At 45.0% G+C, this 24,272-nt stretch carries 20 protein-coding genes; 8 read left to right on the top strand and 12 right to left on the bottom strand.

Going from position 1 to position 24,272, the window contains the following annotated elements; genetic code table 11:
* Window positions 1–404 precede the first annotated feature (404 nt).
* The 3 genes from AAGC78_RS07265 to AAGC78_RS07255 all read right to left on the bottom strand — a co-directional run bounded on the left by AAGC78_RS07265 (window position 405) and on the right by AAGC78_RS07255 (window position 3,115).
* Window positions 405–2,390 (bottom strand): hybrid sensor histidine kinase/response regulator, encoded by a 1,986-nt coding sequence (locus tag AAGC78_RS07265; protein WP_435783395.1) that lies wholly within the window; start codon window positions 2,388–2,390, stop codon window positions 405–407.
* Window positions 2,391–2,517: 127 nt separating this feature from the next.
* The gene (locus AAGC78_RS07260; protein WP_435783394.1) at window positions 2,518–2,790 is read right to left on the bottom strand and encodes a CGNR zinc finger domain-containing protein; all 273 of its coding nucleotides are present in this window, start codon (window positions 2,788–2,790) and stop codon (window positions 2,518–2,520) included.
* Entirely contained in the window at window positions 2,774–3,115 is a 342-nt protein-coding gene (locus AAGC78_RS07255) for an ABATE domain-containing protein (protein ID WP_435783393.1), read from the bottom strand. Before AAGC78_RS07255 ends, AAGC78_RS07260 begins: the two co-directional genes overlap by 17 nt.
* Before the next feature lie 126 nt (window positions 3,116–3,241).
* On the opposite strand from AAGC78_RS07255, the gene AAGC78_RS07250 reads away from it, so the two are divergent.
* Together AAGC78_RS07250 and AAGC78_RS07245 are read left to right on the top strand one after the other, a co-directional pair.
* Entirely contained in the window at window positions 3,242–4,174 is a 933-nt protein-coding gene (locus AAGC78_RS07250) for an alpha/beta fold hydrolase (RefSeq protein ID WP_435783392.1), read from the top strand.
* A 179-nt stretch (window positions 4,175–4,353) separates the two neighbouring features.
* A complete protein-coding gene (locus AAGC78_RS07245) occupies window positions 4,354–6,408 on the top strand; it encodes a TonB-dependent siderophore receptor (protein ID WP_435783391.1) in 2,055 nt (684 codons plus the stop codon).
* 109 nt (window positions 6,409–6,517) lie between these two features.
* Here the strand turns inward: AAGC78_RS07245 and AAGC78_RS07240 are convergent, their stop codons facing one another.
* Window positions 6,518–6,817 (bottom strand): hypothetical protein, encoded by a 300-nt coding sequence (locus AAGC78_RS07240; protein ID WP_435783390.1) that lies wholly within the window; start codon window positions 6,815–6,817, stop codon window positions 6,518–6,520.
* Window positions 6,818–6,855: 38 nt separating this feature from the next.
* The gene (locus tag AAGC78_RS07235) at window positions 6,856–7,608 is read right to left on the bottom strand and encodes an SDR family NAD(P)-dependent oxidoreductase (protein WP_435783389.1); all 753 of its coding nucleotides are present in this window, start codon (window positions 7,606–7,608) and stop codon (window positions 6,856–6,858) included.
* A gap of 86 nt (window positions 7,609–7,694) precedes the next feature.
* Here AAGC78_RS07235 and AAGC78_RS07230 point away from each other — a divergent pair, with 86 nt between their 5' ends.
* A complete protein-coding gene (locus AAGC78_RS07230) occupies window positions 7,695–8,660 on the top strand; it encodes an AraC family transcriptional regulator N-terminal domain-containing protein (protein WP_435783388.1) in 966 nt (321 codons plus the stop codon).
* 21 nt (window positions 8,661–8,681) lie between these two features.
* Here AAGC78_RS07230 and AAGC78_RS07225 read toward each other — a convergent pair whose 3' ends face one another.
* The 5 genes from AAGC78_RS07225 to AAGC78_RS07205 form a co-directional block, all read right to left on the bottom strand.
* A complete protein-coding gene (locus tag AAGC78_RS07225) occupies window positions 8,682–9,881 on the bottom strand; it encodes an acyltransferase family protein (protein WP_435783387.1) in 1,200 nt (399 codons plus the stop codon).
* Between the two features lie 60 nt (window positions 9,882–9,941).
* On the bottom strand, window positions 9,942–10,598 hold the full coding sequence (locus AAGC78_RS07220) for an ABC-2 transporter permease (protein ID WP_435783386.1): 657 nt from the start codon (window positions 10,596–10,598) through the stop codon (window positions 9,942–9,944).
* 74 nt (window positions 10,599–10,672) lie between these two features.
* Complete coding sequence (locus AAGC78_RS07215; protein WP_435783385.1) at window positions 10,673–11,554, bottom strand: ATP-binding cassette domain-containing protein; 882 nt, start codon at window positions 11,552–11,554, stop codon at window positions 10,673–10,675.
* 11 nt (window positions 11,555–11,565) lie between these two features.
* On the bottom strand, window positions 11,566–12,051 hold the full coding sequence (locus AAGC78_RS07210; RefSeq protein ID WP_435783384.1) for a hypothetical protein: 486 nt from the start codon (window positions 12,049–12,051) through the stop codon (window positions 11,566–11,568).
* A gap of 48 nt (window positions 12,052–12,099) precedes the next feature.
* Window positions 12,100–12,477, bottom strand: coding sequence for a GntR family transcriptional regulator (locus tag AAGC78_RS07205; RefSeq protein WP_435783383.1), 378 nt, complete (start codon window positions 12,475–12,477; stop codon window positions 12,100–12,102).
* A 161-nt stretch (window positions 12,478–12,638) separates the two neighbouring features.
* Between AAGC78_RS07205 and AAGC78_RS07200 the strand changes: the two genes are divergently transcribed.
* A complete protein-coding gene (locus AAGC78_RS07200; RefSeq protein WP_435783382.1) occupies window positions 12,639–13,433 on the top strand; it encodes a PEP-CTERM sorting domain-containing protein in 795 nt (264 codons plus the stop codon).
* 70 nt (window positions 13,434–13,503) lie between these two features.
* Entirely contained in the window at window positions 13,504–13,713 is a 210-nt protein-coding gene (locus tag AAGC78_RS07195) for a DUF2934 domain-containing protein (RefSeq protein WP_435783381.1), read from the top strand.
* 99 nt (window positions 13,714–13,812) lie between these two features.
* Here the strand turns inward: AAGC78_RS07195 and AAGC78_RS07190 are convergent, their stop codons facing one another.
* Both AAGC78_RS07190 and AAGC78_RS07185 read right to left on the bottom strand, forming a co-directional pair.
* On the bottom strand, window positions 13,813–15,762 hold the full coding sequence (locus AAGC78_RS07190) for a cellulase family glycosylhydrolase (protein WP_435783380.1): 1,950 nt from the start codon (window positions 15,760–15,762) through the stop codon (window positions 13,813–13,815).
* A 135-nt stretch (window positions 15,763–15,897) separates the two neighbouring features.
* A complete protein-coding gene (locus AAGC78_RS07185; RefSeq protein WP_435783379.1) occupies window positions 15,898–17,997 on the bottom strand; it encodes a glycosyl hydrolase in 2,100 nt (699 codons plus the stop codon).
* A gap of 388 nt (window positions 17,998–18,385) precedes the next feature.
* Between AAGC78_RS07185 and AAGC78_RS07180 the strand changes: the two genes are divergently transcribed.
* From AAGC78_RS07180 to pelA, 3 genes are all read left to right on the top strand, one after another.
* On the top strand, window positions 18,386–19,885 hold the full coding sequence (locus AAGC78_RS07180; protein WP_435783378.1) for an alpha/beta hydrolase: 1,500 nt from the start codon (window positions 18,386–18,388) through the stop codon (window positions 19,883–19,885).
* A gap of 437 nt (window positions 19,886–20,322) precedes the next feature.
* Complete coding sequence (locus AAGC78_RS07175) at window positions 20,323–22,188, top strand: pectinesterase family protein (protein WP_435783377.1); 1,866 nt, start codon at window positions 20,323–20,325, stop codon at window positions 22,186–22,188.
* A gap of 50 nt (window positions 22,189–22,238) precedes the next feature.
* The gene (gene pelA / locus AAGC78_RS07170; protein ID WP_435783376.1) at window positions 22,239–24,215 is read left to right on the top strand and encodes a pectate lyase; all 1,977 of its coding nucleotides are present in this window, start codon (window positions 22,239–22,241) and stop codon (window positions 24,213–24,215) included.
* The last annotated feature ends 57 nt before the right edge of the window (window positions 24,216–24,272 follow it).

Below are 24,272 nucleotides of genomic sequence, written 5' to 3'. Positions count from 1 at the left end.
TTCTGCATGCGATGGATGCTACTCTACGGTTTTTTTAGCGTCAACAACTATTTCAAACGTTTGAGTAAGGTGTTTTTTAGTGCTTTTGGCATTTTTAGGGCACAAAAATGAGGCACACTCTTGATTCCTAATAAGATTTTCAGAAAGGGCTTTACAAAGGATAAGAGGAGTGCAGATGTGGATTCTCTAATCAAGAATCAGAAAACTTGAAATGGTTCTCTTTCAAAAACCAAGGGAGAAGAAGGAACAAATAGAACCTTGTGCGGAAAATTATTTATCAAATAAAAGAAAAAATAATCTAACGTAAAATTAGCTATCAGACTGTTTTAATACAGTTTTTCGGATGTATAACACAGATGCGGAAGACCATGAGAATGCCCTGCAAGACGAAGATTGCAGAGCTATCATTTAGCGCCACCCGCCGGTGATAATGATGCCAACAGTGTCATGAGTTCCGCTAAATCAACCGGCTTTACAAAGTGACTATCAAACCCGGCCTCAGCAGATTTACGACGATCTTCATCTTGCCCCCAACCCGTGGTAGCGATGATGAGCGTTTTTTCTGCCCAAGATTTTGCGCGGATGCGACGGCAAGCATCAAAGCCATTTAACTTGGGCATACCTATGTCCAGCAGTATCACATCGGGGCGATAGGTTTCTGCCGCATCGACGGCAGCCTCACCATCGTGAGCGACGAAGGTTTCATTTCCGCTGAGCCTAAACACTTCAGCCAAGCTCTCTGCACCATCAAGATTGTCATCAACAATAAGAATCCGATGACTGATGCTTTGTTGACCTGCACGCTTCACTGCTTCTAACGGCGGCGCCTGATCTGCAGTGATCGGTAGGCGAACGACCAACTCACTGCCCTTCCCCAACCCTTCACTACGCGCTTCGATAGAGCCATCGTGCAACTCAACCAATCGCTTTGCCAAGGTTAGGCCGATGCCCAAACCACTTTGTGATCGCTCCAGCGATTGATCAACTTGCGCAAACATCTCAAAGATGGAACCAAGCATCGCGGAAGGAATTCCAATACCGTTATCTTTCACCGCAATCACCACATCGGCTCCCGCCGTAACAACGCTCAGGTTTATCACTCCACCCTGCCCTGCAAACTTGCACGCGTTGTTAAGCAAATTACTCACCACCTGCGATAGCCGAACTGAATCAGCATCCAGATAAATTGGCTGTGGCGGTATAGTCACAATGATTTTCTGATTGGCGGATTCCGCCATCGGGCTACAAGTTTCTATCGCCTGATAAATAACAGCGGCCAGCTCAATGCGTTCGCGACGCAATTCTAATTTGCCGCGACTAATGCGGCTTAAATCAAGCAGATCATCAATTAACCGCACCATATGCGTGAGCTGTCGCTCAATCATATTCGTTGCACGCACTGATATCTCGCGATCACCGTGCGCAAGTTTTAACATTGATGTGGCGTTACTAATTGGTGCCAGCGGATTGCGCAACTCATGCGCAAGTGTTGCAAGAAATTCATCTTTGCGGCGATCAGCTTCCCGCTCACGCTGTTCACGCCGACGCAATGCAAGCAACGCATTCCACATGAGCGCAACAACACCGAGTATTAACATCGCAGCGCCCAGTGCGCGACTCGTACCTATATCAAATAATCCAAGCTCGTGGCCTTTGGTGCGTAGCCAGATAAACAATGGAATCATCACGATCAAAATTGGCAAGACAGTGCGCGCCATACTGCCGGCGCTGGAGCGTTCACATAACAACAGCATTGGATGATGTTGCGGTACACTCATAATCAAACTTACCGCTAACGCCAGCAACATTGTTGCGCTCGGCAATGCAATTGCAGAGAGCCAAGGAATCGCATAAAAATCGTGTGCACCAAATAAATATCCCAGAAGCGAGAACATTGTGAGTAGCACAACAATAAGGGCAAGCACAGGAACTAAACGGCGGGAGGAATTATCACGCGCACCCAACAACATAAGCGCGATACCAATAAAAACAAATGAGATAGACGCTGGCGGACCAAAACGTCCAGGCGCCATAGTGCCGCCGTAACCCCACTCGCGCCCAAAAAGAAGCAAATGATTAAAACCTAAATCGATATCAAATGCGTACTGTAATAAATTTAATCCCCCACCAAGCGCAACAAATCCACCCAATACCAATGCGCACCTTTTGCACCCATATTGCAAAAGTAAAACTGCCGCACCGGCAACCATAATTAACACTGTGGTGTTTGGTTGAATCGAAAGCCCGTCATTGAGCCAATCAGTGAGACGCTGGCAATCAAATACCCAACCGCTAAACGAAATTGCGCCAGCAATAAGCGTACAAAGCCCAAGTAATGACGTCAGCCTTCGGAGCCATCGCGGATCGACGATGGATAACTGGGTTAACATGCCTTGTCCTCGCGGGGTGAATTATGGCAATTAAAGTTTGTCGGAATGCTCTCACAAAATCCGTTATGTTGCTGTTTTTAAGTTCGCTTTACTCTGAATAAAAACATTCGGTTTGTTTCGAGTGCACCTAAACTGATTCCCCACTACTTCTCTTCCTGAACTGCGCTGCTTTATAGCGGTTGCCACACAACGCCATGCTGCACCAACGGCGTTTATGCGCTTTTGTGCGGTCGTAAAACCACAGAATGCAATCGGGATGTTCGCATTGTTTTACGAGCTCGAAATTCCCCTCTACCAATAATTGTGCAACGGCTTCTGCAACGGGTCCGAGCAACGCTTTTGCGGTTTCGCCGTTTGCAGTACGAACCAAATTCCAATTGCCTTCAGCATCTTGTTTCAAAATGAGGGGCACTCAAGTAACTGTGTAGATACTCGTTCAATTCGCCAATATCACCATCGTCCCCATCCTTGTGCTGAATGATTAACTGGCGCGCCAGTGCTCGTAATGCCTTGCCTTGCGCCAACAAATCCGCTGGAGCTGTCTTGGGTGAAGGATCAGTAGCAAATCGCTTGAGCCATGTAAGCACATCCTGATTGCTATTCCAAAAATCAACCGGGTTGCCATCGCTAAGGGCTTCGGTATTCAGCATATCCAGCGCCAGATGATCGCCCACCATCGGAGCCTCACCGAGGCTAGCCAAAGCTTGTACTTGATCACCACCCATAAAATAACCCCTAAAAAACAATTTGACAGGTTACTTAATTTGAGCCAAGCTAAAAATAAGTAACCACTTAACGCAAAGTATAGAGGTTACATCATCTTCATACCAGAGCTAATTACAGGAGCAATCATGAGTATCAAATCCACCTTATTTGCAGCCGCAGCGCTGGCTACCGCCCTAACTGTTAATGCTGCGGAGCCAACACAAGTTCATTACCAAACGCTAGAAGTTAAGGGAGTTAATGTCTTTTACCGCGAAGCTGGCTCACCGCGAGCCCCGACTGTCCTGTTATTACATGGGTTTGGAGCTTCTTCGCATATGTTCCGCGAGCTGATCCCCCAGCTGGCGCAGAAATATCATGTGATCGCACCGGACTTACCCGGCTTCGGCCAAACCACTGTGCTTCCAAAGACCAAATTCAGCTACACCTTCGATAACCTGGCCTCGGTAATTGAGGCTTTCACAGTAGCCAAGAAATTGGATCGCTATGCCATCTATGTATTTGATTACGGCGCTCCAGTCGGCTGGCGCTTGGCAGTGAAAAACCCGCAAAAAATCACCGCAGTCGTAAGCCAAAATGGTAATGCTTATGAGGAAGGCCTAAGTGCAGGCTGGGCAGATATGCGCAAGGCATGGGCCGAACCTAGTGCGGAGAATCGCGAATCACTGCGTAAGTTCAATACTTCAGACATGATTCAGTGGCAATACGTTGAAGGTGTTAAAGATACTTCGCTGATTGCACCGGAAAGCTACCAATTGGCTTATGCCGCCATCGAACGTATTGGTGTTGAGGTGCAGATGGATTTGTTGCTCGACTACGGCCAAAACATCAAACAATACGCGCAGCTGCATAAATTTTTCCGCCAATACCAACCGCCGACATTGGCGATTTGGGGAAAGAATGATCCATTCTTCATCCCCGCCGGTGCTGAAGCATTTAAGCGTGATAATCCAAACGCGCAGGTAAGCTTCCTCGATACTGGCCACTTTGCGCTGGAAACCCACGGTAAGGAAATCGCAACGGTCATGTTGGAGTTTTTAAACCGCAGCATCAAACCCTAAGCAATCTAGTGCGGCGAGCTTGGCTGGTAAATCGGTCGAGGCTCGCGTTCACGACATAAGAAGAGCTCAACATATCCGTACAAATGATATTGATTATCAAAAACAACTCCAGATAAGATGCCACTCACTTTTATCCCTTCCCATCGATTCATCTCCATCGACGAAATCCAAGGACTGCCATGAAATCTGTTAACACGATCTTGATAGCCGGTGTTACGGCTTGTTTATCGCCCTGTCTGGTTGCTGAACCGCTAAATAAAAACACAGAGATTGAAGAAATTAGTGTGTATGGACGTATGCCCGGCGACGAAGTAAAAGATATTCCGCAAAGCGTCGCCGTCATAAATGAAGAGTTGATCTCAATATCACCTGTTGAAACTGTTGGCGATGTCATCCGCTTTATTCCCACCGCAATGCGCAATGGCTCCACGCTCAATTCGTTTGGCGACACTTATTTAATTCGCGGCTTCGGCACTAGCCAAACCATTAACGGATTAGGATTTAATCGCGTAAGTCACGCGCGCGATATCGCCAACGTAGAACGCGTTGAAGTATTAAAAGGCCCCTCTGCCGTACTCTACGGGCAGATGGAACCAGGTGCCGTTATTAATATTGTTACCAAACAACCGCTTGATACATTCAACGCAAAAATCGGCGCCGATTTTGGCAGCTATGACAGCCAGCGTTACACCGCCGATATCACCGGCCCTTTCTCGGAATCAGTGCGCGGAAGAATTAACGTCGCTTATCAGGACAGTAATTCCTTTATGGACTTCTGGGATTTGGAAAAAAAATTCATCGCACCCAATCTCACCTTCGATCTTGGCGAAAAAACCGAACTGGTTATTGAAGGCACCTACTCAAAAAATCACTGGGGATCATTTCAAAATGGCAGACCAGCTGAAGGCGCTTTTCTACCAAATCCAAATGGAAAATATCCTGAATCATTTAACCCTGATGAAGAAGATATAGGTTTTACCCGCAGAGATTCTGCCGATATCAATGTGCGCCTGACCCATGAAATTAGTAGTGACTTGCTCGTCCGTGCAAGCTATACCAAAACACGTAACGAAGCCGATTTTAAAGAAGTTTTTGTTGCAGGACTAAGTGATGATTACCGTGTGGTTGAGCGCGCTTATTTTGTCGGTAAAGACACTTACGAAAACGACAATACTTTTCTCATTGATTTAACCGGAAATATTTCCACCGGTAGCATTTTGCATAAATTTGTTGCAGGCATAAATTATCGGGATTTTGATTCAGCGAGACCCGCACGATTTATTTTCAGTACACCCATTGATATGTACGACCCAATCTACGGCCTTGCTCCAGCGATTGATCCTGCATTGCCGCAATCCTATCAAGACTTCAAAGCCATTGAATTTTTTATTCAGGATAGAATCGAAATAACAGAAAAATTTAATTTGTTAGCCGGATTTCGTTACACCGATGCCGAACAGGTAGCTGAATTCATCAGCATTAGCAATGATGCATCAGTAGATACACTCAATGAAACCAATTGGACAACACAGCTGGGATTTCTTTATGAAGTGACTGAAGGATTTTCCCTATACGGAAATCGCAGCGAATCTTTTGTTCCGCAATTTGGCACCTCATCAGGAGGAAAGCCATTCCCGGCTGAAGAAAGTGAACAATACGAAATTGGTACGCGCTATGACCTCGGCGATTCAGGGCTGCAATTAAATGCAGCGGTGTTCACTATTACCAAAGATAATCTCGTCACCTCCGACCCTGAAAATCCCGGTTTTAATGCAACCTTGGGAGAGGTTAAATCCCAAGGTTTTGAAGCATCAATTGGAGGTTACATTACATCGGGCTGGCTACTAAATTCTGCGTATGGTTATACCGATACTGAAATCATGCGCAATTTTGATGGATTAGAAGGCAATCTATTACGGAACATTCCCAAAAATACCTTCTCCATTCAATCACGCTTCGATTTTTCTTCAGGAACCCTTGCAGGGCTGGGGCTTGGTGGTACCGTCGAATATGTTGAAGATCGCTATGGCGATAACGAAAACTCATTTAAATTGCCAGGCTACACACGCTTGGATCTTGGAGCCTATTATTCTCTCAATGATCAAACGCAAATTGATGTGCTATTCAACAACGTCACTGACGAGCAAATTTTTGTTGAAGGTTACACCACACTAAGAGTCATCCAAGAACCCGGCCGAACACTTCTGGTAAGGCTAAATTACAATTTTAATTAACTGATCCTGCTTGCGATCAACCATACTCGAAAAACCGATATGGTTGATCGCGTCAACTATAAACTTGTCTGGTAGTGCCTTGTTATAGTTTCTAAATTCTCAGCATCTATCACGAAAACACCGGGGTAACACACCAGTTCACCGTACGCTGATTTATCATTGATTGAACAGATGCATCAGAAAACTCTGCCATTAGTTTTTCCATTGATTTAATACCCTGTACTTCTTTATCCCAAAATACCAAATCGTAAATCCTTCCCGAATCATCCTGAAATGTGTGGCGCCGTCTAAACCCGGCGCGCTTGCTAAGCCACAACTGGATATCCTGGGTAGCAGCAATAAAATCAGCAAGCGTCTTATTTTTAACCAACATAAAACTGGTTAGCTCAACAGCACCGTCTGCGGTCATCTGATCATCCCCTTTTACAAATTAATAAAGCTAAGCAATTAGATATAAAAACCACCAGCGACTTCGATTCGTTGCGCGTTGATCCAGTTATTGTCATCCGATAATAAAGATGCAATCACCTTACCTACATCATCCGCCTCACCTACCCGACCAAATGCAGTTTCATTCGCGATAGCTTGCGCAAACTCCGGATTTTTATCCAACGCACTATCTGCCAATTCAGTACGGATAGCACCGGGAGAAATACTGTTGACCTGAATTCCCCGCGCGCCGAATTCTTTAGCAAGGCAGCGAGTAATAATATCCATCGCACCTTTACAGGCGGCATAAGGGGAAGTGCCAGCATAAGCTACCCGTGTAGTTGCACTGGTTGTATTAATGATTTTGCTGTTATCGGCAAGTAACGGCAACAAGATTTGTGTAAGGAAGAATGGCCCTTTGAAATGCACATTCACCATTTGGTCAAAATAGGTTTCGGTAACATCGGCAATCAAACTAAAGCCACCTATACCTGCATTATTAACGAGATAGTCAAATGTCTCTCGCTGCCATTTCCGCTGTAAAATTGATTTAAAATTCTGCGCGAATAAATCAAAGCTTTTTACCTTACTAACATCCAACTGCAACGCTGCCGCACTACCACCAGTTGCCTCAATTTGTGCGACTAATGAATCAGCCTGATCTTTACCGCGCACATAAGTAACCACAACTGCAACATCGCGTGCAGCAAGTTGCAAGGCCGCACTGCGACCAATACCCCGGCTCGCGCCGGTAACTAAAGCAATTTTCATATAAACCTCTACATAATATTTAATGTGAATCGAAAAATGGATATGCCTGTCGGCCTGGCACAAATCGCACATCGCGAATGAGGTTTATGATATTTTTACGGCAGGAATGGCGGTATCGCAATACCACCGGACTCTTGCCTAATCCTGCCTGCAGCACTATTTATGAGCATGAAATGACTATTAGCACCTTGGAACAATTGTGCCGTTTGGTAAATCGCGCAGAACCACGCCGAACCGAAACCGGCATCCCGCGCCTCGCGATGGTGAAAGGAGAAATCCCCGCACATAAGCTCTCCGCCGTGTACGAACCGATGATTAACCTTGTTGTTCAGGGCAGCAAAATCCTGACGATTGGAGAGCAAGTCCTGCACTACAATCCAGCGAGTTATTTTGTAATGTCAGTTGATTTACCCGCGACCGGCAAAGTGGTCGCTGCCACCCCCGACAAGCCTTATATGGCAGTCAGCCTGACAATCAGTGCCGCTGCAGTGGCAGAAGTGATGACGACTACCCCGATAATTTCTATCCCCGATAACGCGCGCGGCTTTTCGGTATGCGAGATGAATGACCGCTTGATGGATGCCTGGTATCGCTTGCTGCGATTAATGGATACGCCGCAAGATATTCCCACCCTCGCGCCGCTGTACGAGCGCGAGTTGTTGTATCTGGTATTGCAAGGGCCGCAGGGTTGGCTATTGCAAGAAATAGCGAGCGCAGGCAGTGCGCTGACGAAAATCCATAAAGCAATCCAGTGGATTCGCCAGCATTATCAGCAGACATTATTGGTTGAACAATTGGCGGATATCGCGAGCATGAGCTCATCCGCATTTCATCGTCATTTTAAAAACATCACCGACCTGAGCCCGTTGCAATATCAAAAACAAATGCGCTTACTTGAAGCTCGCAGAATATTATTGGAAAGCCAACAAGGCGCTGCCGATATTGCTTATCAAGTCGGCTACGAAAGCCCATCGCAATTCAGCCGTGAATACGCACGCTTTTTCGGGCTTCCACCAATGCAGGATGTGGTACGGCTGAGAGCAATAAGTTAATACAATCAAATGTATTGATAACTATGAAGTTACCAGCACTGCATCTTTTTTAGCTGCTGATTTTTTACGCCCATTTAGCATCCAGCCAATGGGCGTCCAGCGAACAAACAACAAATAGCTCACAATACAAAGCACCAATGTGACACCTACAGATGCACTGTATTTCGCTAGTAAACTCCAATCTTTATCCATTAACTGATATTGCACTGCAAAGAGCAGCGGCAAATGGGCGATGTAGATCCAATAAGAGCTATCGGATAAAAAACGCATTACACGATTGTGTGGGTTTAAATAGCGCTTTCCCGCCACCAAACAGGCCAGCGTCATCCACACAGAAATGTAAGCTTCGCATAATTTCAATAATGCATTTAAAGGGTACTCTATAGGTGCGGGCGGAAATGCTAATTGTTTGGGCATCAAATAATAATAGACTGCGTAAAACACAAGGCTGCCAATAAATAATGCCAATGCATAAGGATTAAATCGCTCAATGAATTGCGGAGTTCGGAATATCCAATAACCAAGCACAAAGAATAATCCGAAGAAACCGAACGACCACAGCTGGGGTAGCATTTGATCTGGTGCTGGCAAAGGTGATGATATTGAAAGCAATGCGGGCAGCACCAACAGCGGAAAGCCAAAAATAAAATAGAGTGGCTTGATAGTGCTAAAAATATTGAATATGCGCGACCAGTTAATGTAGCTAAGCACCCAGGTCAGAATACAAAAGAATACTAAATTATATAAAAACCAAAGATGCAGCGTAGTAACAGGAGGTGGCGGAGCTGTTCCCGGATTTGCCATTGCATAAGCGATAAAATTCATAACCGGTGATTTATTTTCCACAGAAGCAACAGCAGACATTAGTGTTGCAATCACAGCCCATAAACACAAAGGTAAGAAAATAACCAAGGGCAATAAAATTCGCTTGGCGCGGTTAACCAACATCCCACGCATTCCACGCTTACCCACCAAATAAGCAACAAAAAATCCGGCAATAACAAAAAACACTGGCATGCGGAATAGATGTGTGAACCAGCTGAAGATATCAATCACTTGGGATTGCTCCTTGTCCGCTGTAAGCCACAAATTATGCAACTGCGGACTATAGGCAAGTGCAGCATGGAAAAACACGCCACCAATCATCGCCAACGCGCGCAAATTATCCAGATAATGCAACCTTTCACTTTCATAAGGACGAATTAATTCTGTGGAGCTCATAATGACCACCATTAGGAAGAGTTTGGAGTTCCCTGCGTTAAGCAGGAGAGAGAATCATGCCTAGAAAAAAACTTTCTTTCGCGATCGAAAATACAGCGTGCCGAACAGCAGCAGGAGAATGGCAATAATTTCACATGCCAAAATAATCGTTGCAGTACTTGTCCAGACAAAAATATCACCTCGAGTAAAACCGCCGATCTCGGGTGAGCTTGCCAAAGCGTACAACGCAGGATTTAACAAACAGTTAAGGCCGATCATAACAATCAAAAAAGAGCCTTCCGTTTCAGTACACATAGTAACAGCCCAACAAATACAATGATTTACTGCAACCAACACACAGACAAGCAATGCAAAAGCTAACAAACCGTCCGGCAATGAAGTGAGTAATATTACCAGCGCTGTTATAGTGACCAAAAACGACCAGGGAATAAAAAACAACACCATATTCGAGAGAAATTTAGCCATCGCGTAGTCTGCTGGTGAAACAGGTAAACTCATTACAAATGCCAGCGTTTGCTCTTTTCGTTCATTAATCATGGTAGTGGATAACTGGTGATTCCCCAGCGCAACCAACATAGTGATGAATATGATGGAGCCCATAAAGAACTGCCATTGCCCCAAACTAAGAATACTCAGTGCAAAAATTCCCCCACCAATATAAATTGCCAATAACTTTCGGTTTAAATACCAATCTTTATAAATCAATTGCTTGATCACTGGCATATTCAGCGATGGACGATTAGCTGGCGAGTCAATCCCTACCTCATCTTGCAAACTATCAATTCCAGAATTCATTTTCTCGCTACCTCTCTCACACTTGCGATAAAAATTTGCTCTAATGTCATGCGCTCAACCTGGGATACAGCCAAACCTGATGCCCCCAGCTTCGCAAGCACGGAATCATCAAAATCCCTGACTTTAATTTCATGCAAAGAACCATTGCTTTTTAGCTCAGCGATACCGGGAATATCCAACGGATTCACGAGCGAACCCGAACACAAAATTCGTCGCCAACTACCGATGTAAGTTTCTTTATCCTGACAAGCCAATGTTTTCCCTTTGTGTAGAAACGTAATCGAATCAGAAAGCTGTTCTACGTCCTGTGTACTGTGCGAGGAAAATAACACGCTGCGATTTTCGTCGCGCAGGATTTCCGCCAATTCAGCCAGCACTTCATAGCGTGAAACCGGATCAAGACCCGTGGTAGGTTCATCCAGAATCACTAAGCGCGGGCGCCGCGCCAACAATAAAATCAAACTCGCTTTTACCCGCTGTCCATGTGAGTAACCAGAGGTTTTTTGCTCAGCATTCATGTCAAAACGCTTTAACAAATGCTCGGCGTAAAGAGGGTCCCAACTCGGGAAAATCGATTGAATAAACTGCATATGCCAGCGCAGGTTTTCATTGCGATAAAGACGCATGTCCTCAGCTGCATAACCAATGTTCTCTTTCGCCAATACTTGGTTTTCAGGCAAGCGATACCCCAACACATCTACACTGCCAGCATCTGGCTGAATCAATCCCAGAATCAAACGTAATGCGGTGGACTTCCCTGCTCCATTTACGCCAACCAATCCCATCACTTGCCCGACAGGCAACTTCAAATCAAGATGATCCAGGAAAAAATCCGGGTAGCGCTTACAGACCTGATTAAATTCGATGGCGTTTTGCATTATCTTTTCTCTTATTCAGGCAACTGGTAGTCGAATTGTTGAGTGCAAGGAAATTCGCCCTTTTTGTCAGTATTGGCGCAAGCGACCGGACCATTGCCGCTAATGCCCTTAAATTTACCTGTACCGCCAATGATATCGTTCTCTCCACTGAACTCACCTTTTGCATTGCTCTTGCCAGAATATTGCACAAAAATACTATCGCCATCCTTGTCTTCAAAGTTGCAAAAGCCGATTACCTTATTAATATCCTTACGAGTCAAACTTGAGATAGAGCATGCAGATTTTCCCAAATGCAAAGGCCCGCTACCTTTTTCATTAAAGGTCACGCCTGTAGCAGTATTGTGGGTGTAATCATCATTGAATTTTACGGGCGCATAAGCCTTAGAGATTGACTGAATATTGAAGCTGCCTGATTTTGGTAAATCTTCGGCTAAAGCATTCACGCACAAACTGGTAAGCAATAAACCAATAGCCTGTATCACTATTATTTTTTTCATACATCCTCCTAAATAATTTTTCCTGTACAAGCCTGATCCTCGCTGGATCTACTTGTCTGCCAATGTTTTTTTTACCAACGCTACTATCTCTGCGTCGCCTAACCCCAACCTGCGTACACTGGTGATAAAACTATCCAGCGTTTTATCCAGCTCAACCTGCACCAACTCTTGCGGCAGATCGACGGCCTCGGCTACAAAAGAACCTCGCCCCGCCTGCGTCACTATCACTCCTTCTGCCTCAAGCTCGGTATAGGCTCGCTTGACGGTAATAACGCTTACCTGAGTATTCACACTCAATTCACGGATCGACGGCAGCGGATGTCCCGCAGGCCAATCGCCCGCGCGCACCTTTTGTTTTATCTGCTCCATGATCTGCTGATACATGGGCCGACTGTCGTTCTGCGAAAGAAACAATACTTCGGTCACACAAACACCATCTGTATATATACGATATGCACAGTATACACAGATATACACAGTGCGCAAGCAATGTGTATATCGCGCCAACACCGTTCGTCGGGTGACTGGCGATTAAGGCGCCATGCCCCAAGTTGTGTGTCTAACTGCACATTCATAATCTAGTGCCCATGTTTGAATTACCCGCCTTATTTATAAGTTGTAATAAGCTCCCTCCCTCAACTGAAAGGAATTATTCAATGAAAACGTTTCATTTTTTTCAAAGTTGCGTTGCAATTCTTGGCTCCTTTTTTATCGCACAAACATCCTCCGCATATTTGCAATACACCTACTCAAGCGATGCGCTTGAGTGGCAAACGTCAATTTTAAATGGCGAGGATTATGGACTGGAATTAAGTACTGATGCAGATGGGAAAATTGCTTTCGGCTTTTCTTTTAATATTGACGAGACACTTCTATCAGACACAGCACCAACATCTTTTATTATCAAAGATGCAGAGATTGTTACTGATACTACCGTTGGCAACGAATACCTGACGCCGGATTTCCATTCATTATTTTATGGAAAGATTGTGATCAATCCGGACAAAACAATTAAATTCTGGAATTTCGTTACTGCGATAGAAGTCCGTGATCTCGCCGACAGCCGCTATCGGAATCACTTACGTGATCATGACATCCGCTTTATCAGCGCAGGCGGTGTGACCACATGCAATTGTGATCGTTTTTGGGAAGACATTAATATCACCATCCCTCGCCCACAAAACACTTGGATAATTGCTGCAACCTTAGAAAACCAATATCGCAGCGCAAGTGATTTTAATAACTGGACGATTACTGAAATCACCGCCCCCATGGCAGCCGCAGTGTCAGTACCGGAATCCAGCTCACTCTCCTTATTCGGAATTGGCTTGGTAGGATGTATGTTGATGCGCAGACGAGAAAAACTCAAAATCCAATTATGAGGCACACCACACCGACACACGATTTAGGTTATTGATATATACCAATTTTATTTATGTAATGAGGCACTTTATGAAAAGCAACGAAGAGCGCATACGTGAATTGGCATATCAAATGTGGGAAGCAGATGGAAAACCGGAAGGACTCTCAAAAGCTCATTGGCAGCATGCTACCGAGGTTGTTGAAGAAGCCAATAGAACCGACCAACGATCTCCGAAAAAGTCGATTGATCCTTCTGAAAAGAGAGGCTCAATAGAGCCTGAGCAGCCAGATCAGACTTAAACCTTGATTGGCAAGCTTCAATAGATTGCTATTGTTAAACAATATTTAAATAACCTCCCCCACCTAAGGGAGGTTATTTTTATTACAGCATCATCAAAATCAATCATCCGCCTTTACAATCGCCTGAATCAGCGCTGGATATAGTTGTGTCCCAGAAGCACGATCAAACAAAGCCATGCCGCCGTTACCGCCGTATCCATTATCCCAATATACTGGAACCAATCCACGTGTATACGCTGACTTGGTAATATACTCGTTCCAATAATTACGATAGGTTTCATGACCAGCAATATTGGTTCGCGATACCACGCCATATTCACCCAAAATCACACCAATGCCCTTATCCACAAAATTCACTTTCATCTTTTGGAATTGAGCATCGGTATAGGATTCATTAGCCCAGGTTTCAGTCGCGCTTGGGTTGGTGGCGATTGAACCCCATTGGGTGATATTACTGCTGGTGTTAAGCGTGAAGTTGTAAGGATCGTAATAATGCACTTCCATCATCAAACGGTTACTTACTGTATCAGTTGGGATTTTTGCAAAGTTTACGGTGTGGTCAATATTCGTGTTGAAGCCCTGCACCACCAAATGACGCGTTGCATTTTTCCCGCCAGTCGCACGCACAGTGGTTACAAATGTTTGGTTAAAACTGTTTTGCACTGTGTAGTATTCCGCTGTCGGGGTGCCGTAATCACCATCCACCATTACCTCGTTGGTACCCGCAAACAATAAGCGATCATCATAGTTAGCAAAACGTGTGGCGATTTGAGTCCACATGATTTTCAAACGGTTATTCACATAAGCTTGTTGCGCATTGGTGGGTTGCATCCAACCGTTATCCCAGTGGATATTCATTACCACATACATATCAGCATTGAGTGCGTAATTCACCACTTGTTCAACGCGATCCATCCAAGCGCTTTGGATAGTAAAGTTTGCTTCGTTAGAAAATTTACTCCAGGCAACTGGCAACCGAATGGTTTTAAAACCCGCTGCTTTTACCGAATTAATCAATTGCTGGGTAATTAATGGATTCCCCCAATTGGTTTCTCCACCAATTGCATCCAATGAATTACCAACATTCCAACCAATTCCCATACGCTTGGTTAATTCAACACTGGTCAAACCAACAGAACTTGCCGAGCCAACTGAACTGGAAGAACGTGAACTCGCACTGGAAGAACTTCTGGGGCAAAGAGATGGGCCAAGTTGAGCACAATATGCATCGCTCCATGTCGTCCACGGGCAATCAGGCCAACTATTACCCTGTGGGCAATACAACGAAGATGACGAGCGTGAGGAACTGGATGGTGCACGACTGCTCGAACTCAAACTAATTGCAGAGCTTGATACCGGGCAAGCAGTGCCACCTACTACGCCATAAGGAGATGGCTGCGAAGTACAGGTTGCAACTGAAATACAACTTTTATTGTTCTCATAACCCCAACCACTTTGTGTGCTGATGCAAACAGGATAAAGCGTACCGTACCAATTACATTGCGCACCGCTGTTATTGCACGCTTGCGAAGAGCTGGAGGGAACCACACTGCTTGATGAGGGCACTAGACTCGATGAAGATGAGCGGCTTGAAGGAATAGCTGAAGACGAAGTAGAGGTGCTAGTCGTTACAGAAGAAGTACTGGTGTAACTATTCGTGCAAATAGATCCATATACAGTCGGCGCCTCAATAGCACCGTTACCATTAACCTGTACACCAATTGATACTGTTTGGCCAGGTTGGATATTAGCATTCCAACTCAGGTTAGTAGCAGTGTATGGATTACTGCCAGTAACGGTTGCGTTCCAGCTGCCGGTAATACGGTTATTGACATAACTCCAATTTACACTCCAACCACTGATTACAGTTGATCTTATATTGGTGATTTCAACACTGGCAGTTGCGCCACTCCCCCAGGAGTTATTCACTACATATTTACAGTTAGCGATTGGCGCAATTGAACTTAGCGCCAGCGAACCTTGCGAGACAAACAAGCCAGCACCAAACAGCGCAGCCGTCGCAAGGTTTTTGATCTTCGAAATATTCATCAGGTATTTCTCCTATCGTTATTGTGAATTTTCAGAGCAAAAATTTGCAGACTCTGAAAGGTGAAAAACGCGAGCCTCGCAAGAGGCTCGCGTATAAGGGTGAATACAACTACTGATCCTTTAATTAAGGCTTAATTAAAAATTCGGTAATTCATCCAAAGTGATAACGCGCTCGTGGTTATACACATGGCGTTTGTGTGCATTAGTGTTGTAGTACTCGCCGGTCCAGAAGTTGCTAGAGCTGGATACACCCTCAGCAGTATCAGTGTCATTCCAGACTACAAAATATAACCACCATGCATTGTCTTGCTGCATTAAATCCGGATCAGGAATATTGCTGTTTTCACTCAGCGCAACCATTTTGCTTTCTTGCGAATAAGCTTTTGCCATATTGAAAACTGATGCTTGCGATTCGTAATTACGGCTGCCATCGTAAATATCATGACTAACGATATCGACATAAGCATCACCCGGATACCAGGCAGCGCTTTGACCATTCCACACCCAAATTAGATTATTCAAACCGTAGAAATTAGTCAGACGATCGTAGAGATAACGCCACAACACAACTTGCGCATAAGCAGCAGGAATTCCGTCGGTGCGATCAGCACGCCCCCACCAGAACCAACCACCAGATGCTTCGTGGAGCGGGCGCCATAAAACAGTTACACCAGCGTTCTCCAACTTTTGTAATTCAGCGGCGATTAATGCAACATCCGCCTGGATGTTTGCGAAACTTGGACTGGATGTATCAAGCTGGCCATTTGCAATTGGAATCGAGAAATTAGTATCTGCGGTGTAGAACGCACCGATAGAGTTGTTGCTCGCATTAGGATCGCGCCAGTGCCATGCAAACGTCACAAGACCACCGCGATTCCAATGAGCAATTCCCTCTTCCGTTTGTGCAAGCCCGGGGTTACCCGCCCACATACCGTAATTCATAAAGTCATAACCCATAATCGCCGGCGCACGACCGGTATCATTAATGACGCGCTGGTATTGGTCGATATTGTCTTGCCAAGTCAAATCTTGCTGGCCAGACAGCATGTGATTTCCCCAAATCGATTTCAGATAAGTGAAAACGTTTTTGGTTGTAGCATCTGCGCTTGCATTAACAGGTGCAGCACGCGCAGGCGCTTGTGTTGCACTACCCATTCCCGGACACATGCTTTTTGATAAACACACAGCGCCACTTTGGTATCCCCAACTGCCGCTATCGGTTGAGCACAAATTTAATTTTGATGAACCAATCATGCAGTAAGAGAAATTTCCCGCACCGCCATCAGGAGCAGATCCATAAACGATACAAGAGTAAGCATTCTCCCAGCCCCATCCATCGCCATCCGGATCTGAATCCGCTGAACGGCAATACGGCCAGCCACTTGCAGTCGCATTCGGGATAATGCCGCTTGCACTACTGCTGGATGAACTCACACTGCTTGATGAGCGAATCGATGAACTACTGGAAGAAACAATAACACTGCTCGATGAACTGGAGCTAATCGAGCTTGAACTTAGCGATGAACTTGATAACGCACATCCGCCTACCACACCGAATGGCGACGGCTGGCTTGTGCAAGTCGAGGTAGAAATACAGCTCTTATTATTTTCGTATCCCCAGCCACTTTGGGTGGAAACACAAACCGGATAAAGCGTACCGTACCAATTACATTGCGCCGCTGCTGCACAAACTGAACTCACACTTGATGAGAGTGATGATCTGCTTGATGAACTCAAAGACGATGAAGAAGGTAGCAAGGAAGAAGACGATGAGCGTGATGAAGGAGCAACAGATGAAGGAGCAACGGAAGACGGTGCACTCGAAGAACGAATACTGGAAGCGACCGATGAGGCAGCACCACAAATTGCACCTGTCACAACCGGCGTTTCTACTGCGCCATTGGTATTCACTTGGAATCCAAATGAAACTGTCTGCCCCGGTGGGACGCTACCATTCCAGCTTAGGTTGGACGCACTGTAGGGATTTGTTCCTGCAAGCGTGGCATTCCAACTACCGGTAATTCGATTGTTTACATAAGCCCAATTCACGCTCCAACTATTTAACGCTGTTGAACCGGTATTGGTAATTTCGATACTGGCAGTTGCACCAGCACCCCAGCTATTGGTCACTACATATTTACAAGTGGCGCTTTGCGCTAACGAGGCTTGGGCAGAAAGTATTCCTGCAGCCAATAGCGCAACAGAGCCCAATTTTTTGAGCTGTGAAATATTCATCAGGTAGTTCTCCTGTTGTTATTCGTTATTAACCCGACACAGGGAAAACCTACCCATGTGCGGGAGGATCTGCCGTGGACTAGATACAGCTATCGCTATAAAAACTTGCGGGAAATTGCGAGGGGAAAAACGCGATGAAAATAGTCAACAGGACTACATATTACCGATTTGATAATAAATAAGACTTATATTATTGTGACGAAGGTAGATAAAAGCGACAGAAGATGTAATTTGCGATGAAATTCACAAATGGAATTTTCATCATATATAAAAAATAAAACCGCTTTTATTTAGCGGATAAAAAGCTCCCAAATTAATAATTTACTTTCGCCTTATCCCCTATCGTTTACACTGCTGTTTGATTTTTTACCTTCACTAAGGATGTGCCATGTTTAAAAAAATAATGCTCTTTGTTTGCCTTTTTACGATTTATAGCTGTTCACAAGTAAATGAAAAAAATTCCGGACTTACACCAGAATCACTAAATGGAATGACACTCGATGTAGAAATAACGAGTATTGAACAAGCAGTGATACCGGAAAAATTTCAGCGCTCCGAAGGAACATCGAGCACCTACTTTTCCGCGAGTGAATTATTCTACGATGGCACCAATCATGATGGTTCACATTTTGTAACCCAGTACACCATCAATAAAGTCGACCACCATTCGCTAATTATTAATGCACAAACACCAGCCAGTCCGATGAATCCCAAACAATACAATGTCAAACAAACATTGGTATTTGATAGCCCGGAAAAAGGAAAAACACGAATAGAAGTTTTTGAAGGTGAGTTATTGCTTATTTCCTATAAGGGAAGTTTCACACTATCCAATAGGCCTTTTGTTCTGCTAAAAAATGGCATGATCAATAGGATCTACACCTTCAACCTAACCAATGCTAATGACACCGCAACGCATAATGGACTTAAACAAGGTGAAAAAATTGAAGCTCACTTTGCTAGTGACAATTCGATAACCTTTACGCTTAACGGGAAAAAGTTTCTGAGTAAAACCAACACCATAAATGAATCAGGTCTATCTAAATCCACTATAAGCGGCACCATCGATCAAACCAACACACCCTATAAAATTGACCTGAATTACATTGACTATCGCGCCGGCAGTTTTGTCGTCGAGCTAGATAATGGAAAAAGTAAGGCCAGTGGAAACTTTACGTCCATGCGCTACACCGACGTCCCGTTGATCACCTTAAAAGGTTCACTAATACAAGGTAAAACCTTTAGCTCAGCCATAACAGGAATCACCTACCCTTATGAAATTTACTTGCCTCCAGGTTACGAAAAATCAAAAAAGAAATACCCGGTCGTTTACTCAACTGACGGTCAATGGCAAAAGGGATTTGCCCATGTTCTTGAGGCGCATAACAAAGAGGTAATTTACATCAGCATTGAGCAAGGCCCTACTGATCGTCGTATGGTGGATTACATACTCCCCGGCGCAACTACTTACAGTAAATTCCTCAAGGCAGAGTTTATTCCTTTTATTGAAGCCAACTATCGCACCAATGGAGTTCGCACTTATACCGGCCAATCTGCAGGTGGTACCTTGGGTGCAGTGCTGATCAGCGAGGAAAGCGGGCACAAGCCTTACTTCAAAAATTACATTCTTGCTGACGGTGCATTTTGGGCCTTAAGTCCTGAAATCCTTGCAGCAGAAGAAGCTCATTATCAACAAAATAAAAAGCTGCCAATCAACATTTTATTGAGTGGAACCTGGCAAGGTAATGGTTTATTAGTACGCGAGTATGAGCAGCGCTTTCGCGCAAGAAATTACGAGGGGCTGACAATTATTAATAAAACCTACCCGTTGACCCATGAGGAAATGTCCCCACCCACGTTTACCGACTACGTTGATTACGTAGAATAAGAAAAACAATTACTGATGAGGCAAGGATGCTTTCATCTGTAAAATTTCGACGATGTAATACCTGCCAACTTCCCGCGAAATTAAACCTGCCGCACAAATAATTCAAAATTGTCATACAAGTCTTCAATTTCACCAACCAACTCACTTTTATACTTAATTAGTGGCGAGTAAACTACAAAAAATAGTCACATAGACTATTTATAAGCTCGCTCAAGAGCTATTAATAATAAGCGTTAATCCTCGGCAAAAAATTTGGTGTCTATGTCATTGCTTTAGCACTACCAACAGTGCGGGCAGCTGCAGATACAGCCCAATCTTCTCGCATTACTTACCGTTGTGATCCTGTGGATCTGGTATTTGGTCAACTCTATTGCTCAATGCTTTTGCATTGGGTCAAGAACTCCTACGCCTTAAAAAAACCTACAGCGGGAACTGCTATGAAAAATATAATGAGTGCACCAAAGCTACAGCTAATTAAACGCTCCTTACTAGCTACCGGAATTTTGCTATCGATGACTCCATCCGCATGGGCGGCTTGCAGTTATAGCGTCACCAATAATTGGGGCGCAGGTTTTACCGGTGAGATCAAAGTAACCAACGATACTGCACAGACAATCAATAGCTGGTCGGTATCCTGGCAAGAAACCAATGTGTCTGTTACCAGCGCATGGAATGCAACACTGAGCGGATCAAATCCATATACAGCAACAGGGTTAGGATGGAATTCAACACTCGCGCCCGGCGCGTCAGCCAGTTTTGGATTTCAAGCCAATGGCACTGCCGGTGCGCCAAAAGTAAACGGCAGTTTGTGTGGCGCTACAACCTCATCTACAGCAACTTCAAGCACTAAATCCAGCACACCGATTATCAGTTCAAGCTCCAGCGTAAAAAGCAGCGTTGCGATTAGCTCCAGTAAAAGTTCTTCATCCGCTGCATCATCCGTCGCAGCAGAAAGCAGTTGGCTATTTGAAGAAAGTGCGGTGGGATTTTGTAGCAACTCCGGCGTAATTGATAACAAACACGCTGGTTATACCGGCACAGGATTTATCGATACTGAAAATGCCGTTGGTGCATCCATTGTATGGAGCCTTAGTGCGGCCAGCGCAAAAACCTATACTGCGCAAATTCGTTTTGGTAACGGCGGCACAAGCGCAAGGCGTGCAACAGTAGTGGTGAATGATAACCAGATTAAAACGCTGGATTTCCCCACCAACAGTAATTGGACCCAATGGCAAACGGTAAATGTTGATATACCGCTAAAAGCCGGCACTAACAGCATTAAATTGGTTGCCGAGACTGCAGATGGTTTAGCCAATATTGATAGCATTCGCGTAACCGGCAATGGCATCACTCCCGCTGCTTGCCCTACTCCACCTGCATCAACTGATTGCAACAGCATCACCAATCAACCAATCCTGCGCGTAGCAGCAGATGGTTCCGGTCAATACCGAACCCTTCAAGCTGCACTGAATACGTTATCCAATTCCAACACAACGCCCACGCAGATTCGTATCAAACCGGGAACCTATCGCGAAAAATTATCGGTAACAAAACCATTCGTGACGTTTTGTGGCGAAACTGGAAAAACATCATCAACCATCCTGACGTATAACGATGGTGCAAGCACATCCAACGGTAACGGCGGCACTATTGGTACCTCAGGAAGTGCGAGTGTCACCATCAAAGCAAATGATGTGTCGATGGAAAATATCACTATCGAAAATTCATTTGGTGTCGGCTCACAAGCAGTGGCATTGCTCGCGCAAGGACAACGTTTGCAATTCCGCAATTGTCGCCTGCTCGGCAATCAGGACACGCTCTATACGCACAGTGGCACCCAGTATTATCGCAATTGCCATATCCAGGGCACGGTAGATTTTATTTTCGGCGCAGCTACAGCTGTGTTTGATAACAACACTATCCACAGTGTTGGTGGCGGCTCTGCATTAACGGCGCCGAGCACTGAACAAAATGTACCTTTTGGTTTGGTGTTCCTTGGAGGAAAAGTTACTGCTGCATCCAACGTTAGCAAAGGCTCTGTTGCATTGGGTCGCAACTGGAGACCTTACGGTGCAGCAGCATATATACGTACCGAGCTCGGCCAACATATCTCTGCTGTCGGCTGGGTGAAAATGAGTGAAAACACCTTGGATACTGCACGCTTCTCTGAATATCTCACCACTGGTGCTGGCGCAAATACCTCTGCTCGTGCACCGCAATCCAAACAATTAACAGCAGCGCAAGCGGCAACTTATACCATCAGCAATATTTTTGGCTTCTGGACACCAAGCTACAGCAAGTAAAAAATCGATGTAACCACTACACAATAGTTAATAACTTTCTCGAGGACACTATGAATAACTCAACAAAAAAAATGATTCGGCCGCTCAAGGCATCTTTTGCCTTGGGCGCTCTCGCACTGGCAATTGCATCACCCTCATGGGCGGCTTGCTCTTACACCGTAACCAATAATTGGGGCTCTGGCTTTACCGGAGAAATTAAAGTAACCAACGATACAACATCGACTGTAAATAACTGGTCTGTGTCTTGGCAGGAATCAGGTGTGACTGTGACTAACGCATGGAATGCAACCCTGAGCGGATCAAATCCCTACACCGCAATATCACTCGGGTGGAACGGAACTCTCGCACCAAAAGCTTCGGCAAGTTTTGGTTTTCAAGCAAATGGAACAGCGGGTGCACCGAAAGTAAATGGAACCTTGTGTGGTGCCAGCACCTCTTCAACAGGTACCTCCTCAGTTGCACCTTCATCCGTAGCGAGTAGCGTTGCTGTATCAAGCAGTAAATCATCAAGCTCTGTTGCAACCATCAGTAGCTCTAAATCCAGCAGCAGTGTGCCGACAGTTTCATCATTCACTATTCAGGAAGAGCAAGCTGGTTTCTGCCGTGTAGATGGCATTGCAACTGAAAGCACTAACACTGGCTATACAGGTAATGGCTACACTAACACCACTAATGCGCAAGGCGCTGCAATTGAATGGGCAATTAATGCTCCCAACAGCAGTCGTTACACCCTCACCTTCCGTTACGCCAATGCTGGTACTGCCAATCGCAATGGCTCATTGTTAATTAACGGCGGCAGCAATGGTAATTACACGGTGCAATTACCAAGCACCGGCGCATGGGCAACTTGGCAAACCGTCAGTGTTGAAGTGGATTTGGTGCAAGGCAATAATATTTTGAAACTCGCTTCGCTTACTGCTGATGGCCTTGCGAATATAGATTCATTAAAAATTGAAGGCGCACAAGCCAAAGCTGGTGCATGCAGCACTACGGTAAGTAGCAGCTCTTCATCAATTAAATCAAGCTCAAGTTCTTCATCGTCCAGCTCAACTGCAGCAGTAAAAACATTAACACTGGATGGCAATCCTGCTGCCAACTGGTTTAATAAATCCAGAACAAAATGGAATGCCAGCAGAGCTGACATCGTACTTTCGTATCAACAATCCAATGGTGGTTGGCCAAAAAATCTGGACTACAACTCGGTAGGCTCAGGTAATGGTGGCAGCGACAGCGGTACCATTGATAATGGCGCAACCATAACCGAAATGGTGTATCTCGCTGAAGTGTATAAAAATGGTGGGAATACTAAATACCGCGATGCCGTGCGCAGAGCAGCGAATTTTATTGTGAGTTCGCAATACAGCACTGGTGCGCTACCGCAATTTTATCCGCTGAAAGGTGGCTATGCCGATCACGCTACCTTTAATGATAACGGTATGGCTTACGCGTTAACTGTTCTGGATTTCGCGGTAAATAAACGCGCGCCGTTTGATAACGATCTGTTCTCTGACTCCGATCGCAGCAAATTTAAAACTGCTGTTACCAAAGGTGTGGATTACATATTAAAAGCACAATGGAAACAGAATGGAAAATTAACTGTATGGTGCGCCCAACACGGTGCTACTGACTATCAACCGAAAAAAGCACGCGCCTATGAATTGGAATCACTAAGTGGAAGTGAATCTGTCGGTGTACTCGCTTTCTTGATGACTCAGCCACAAACCACGCAAATTGAAGCAGCTGTGCGTGCAGGTGTGGCCTGGTTTAATAGCCCAAGCACCTACTTGAATAATTACACTTACGATTCTTCAAAAGCTTCGACCAATCCAATCGTGCCAAAATCCGGAAGCAAAATGTGGTATCGCTTTTATGACTTAAATACCAACAGAGGTTTCTTCAGTGATCGTGACGGCAGCAAGTTCTATGACATCACCCAAATGTCAGAAGAACGTCGCACCGGTTACAGCTGGGGCGGTGATTACGGCAGCTCGATAATCTCTTTTGCGCAAAAAGTGGGATATCTTTAATACATAGAGTTACTTGGGCAATAAAAACCCCTCTCAGATATTAATCTGAGAGGGGTT

Source organism: Cellvibrio sp., assembly GCF_039207905.1.
In the GTDB taxonomy this organism is placed as follows: Bacteria; Pseudomonadota; Gammaproteobacteria; order Pseudomonadales; family Cellvibrionaceae; genus Cellvibrio.
Note: the sequence above shows the minus strand (reverse complement) of the source record. Positions and strands in the feature narration are given on the sequence as shown.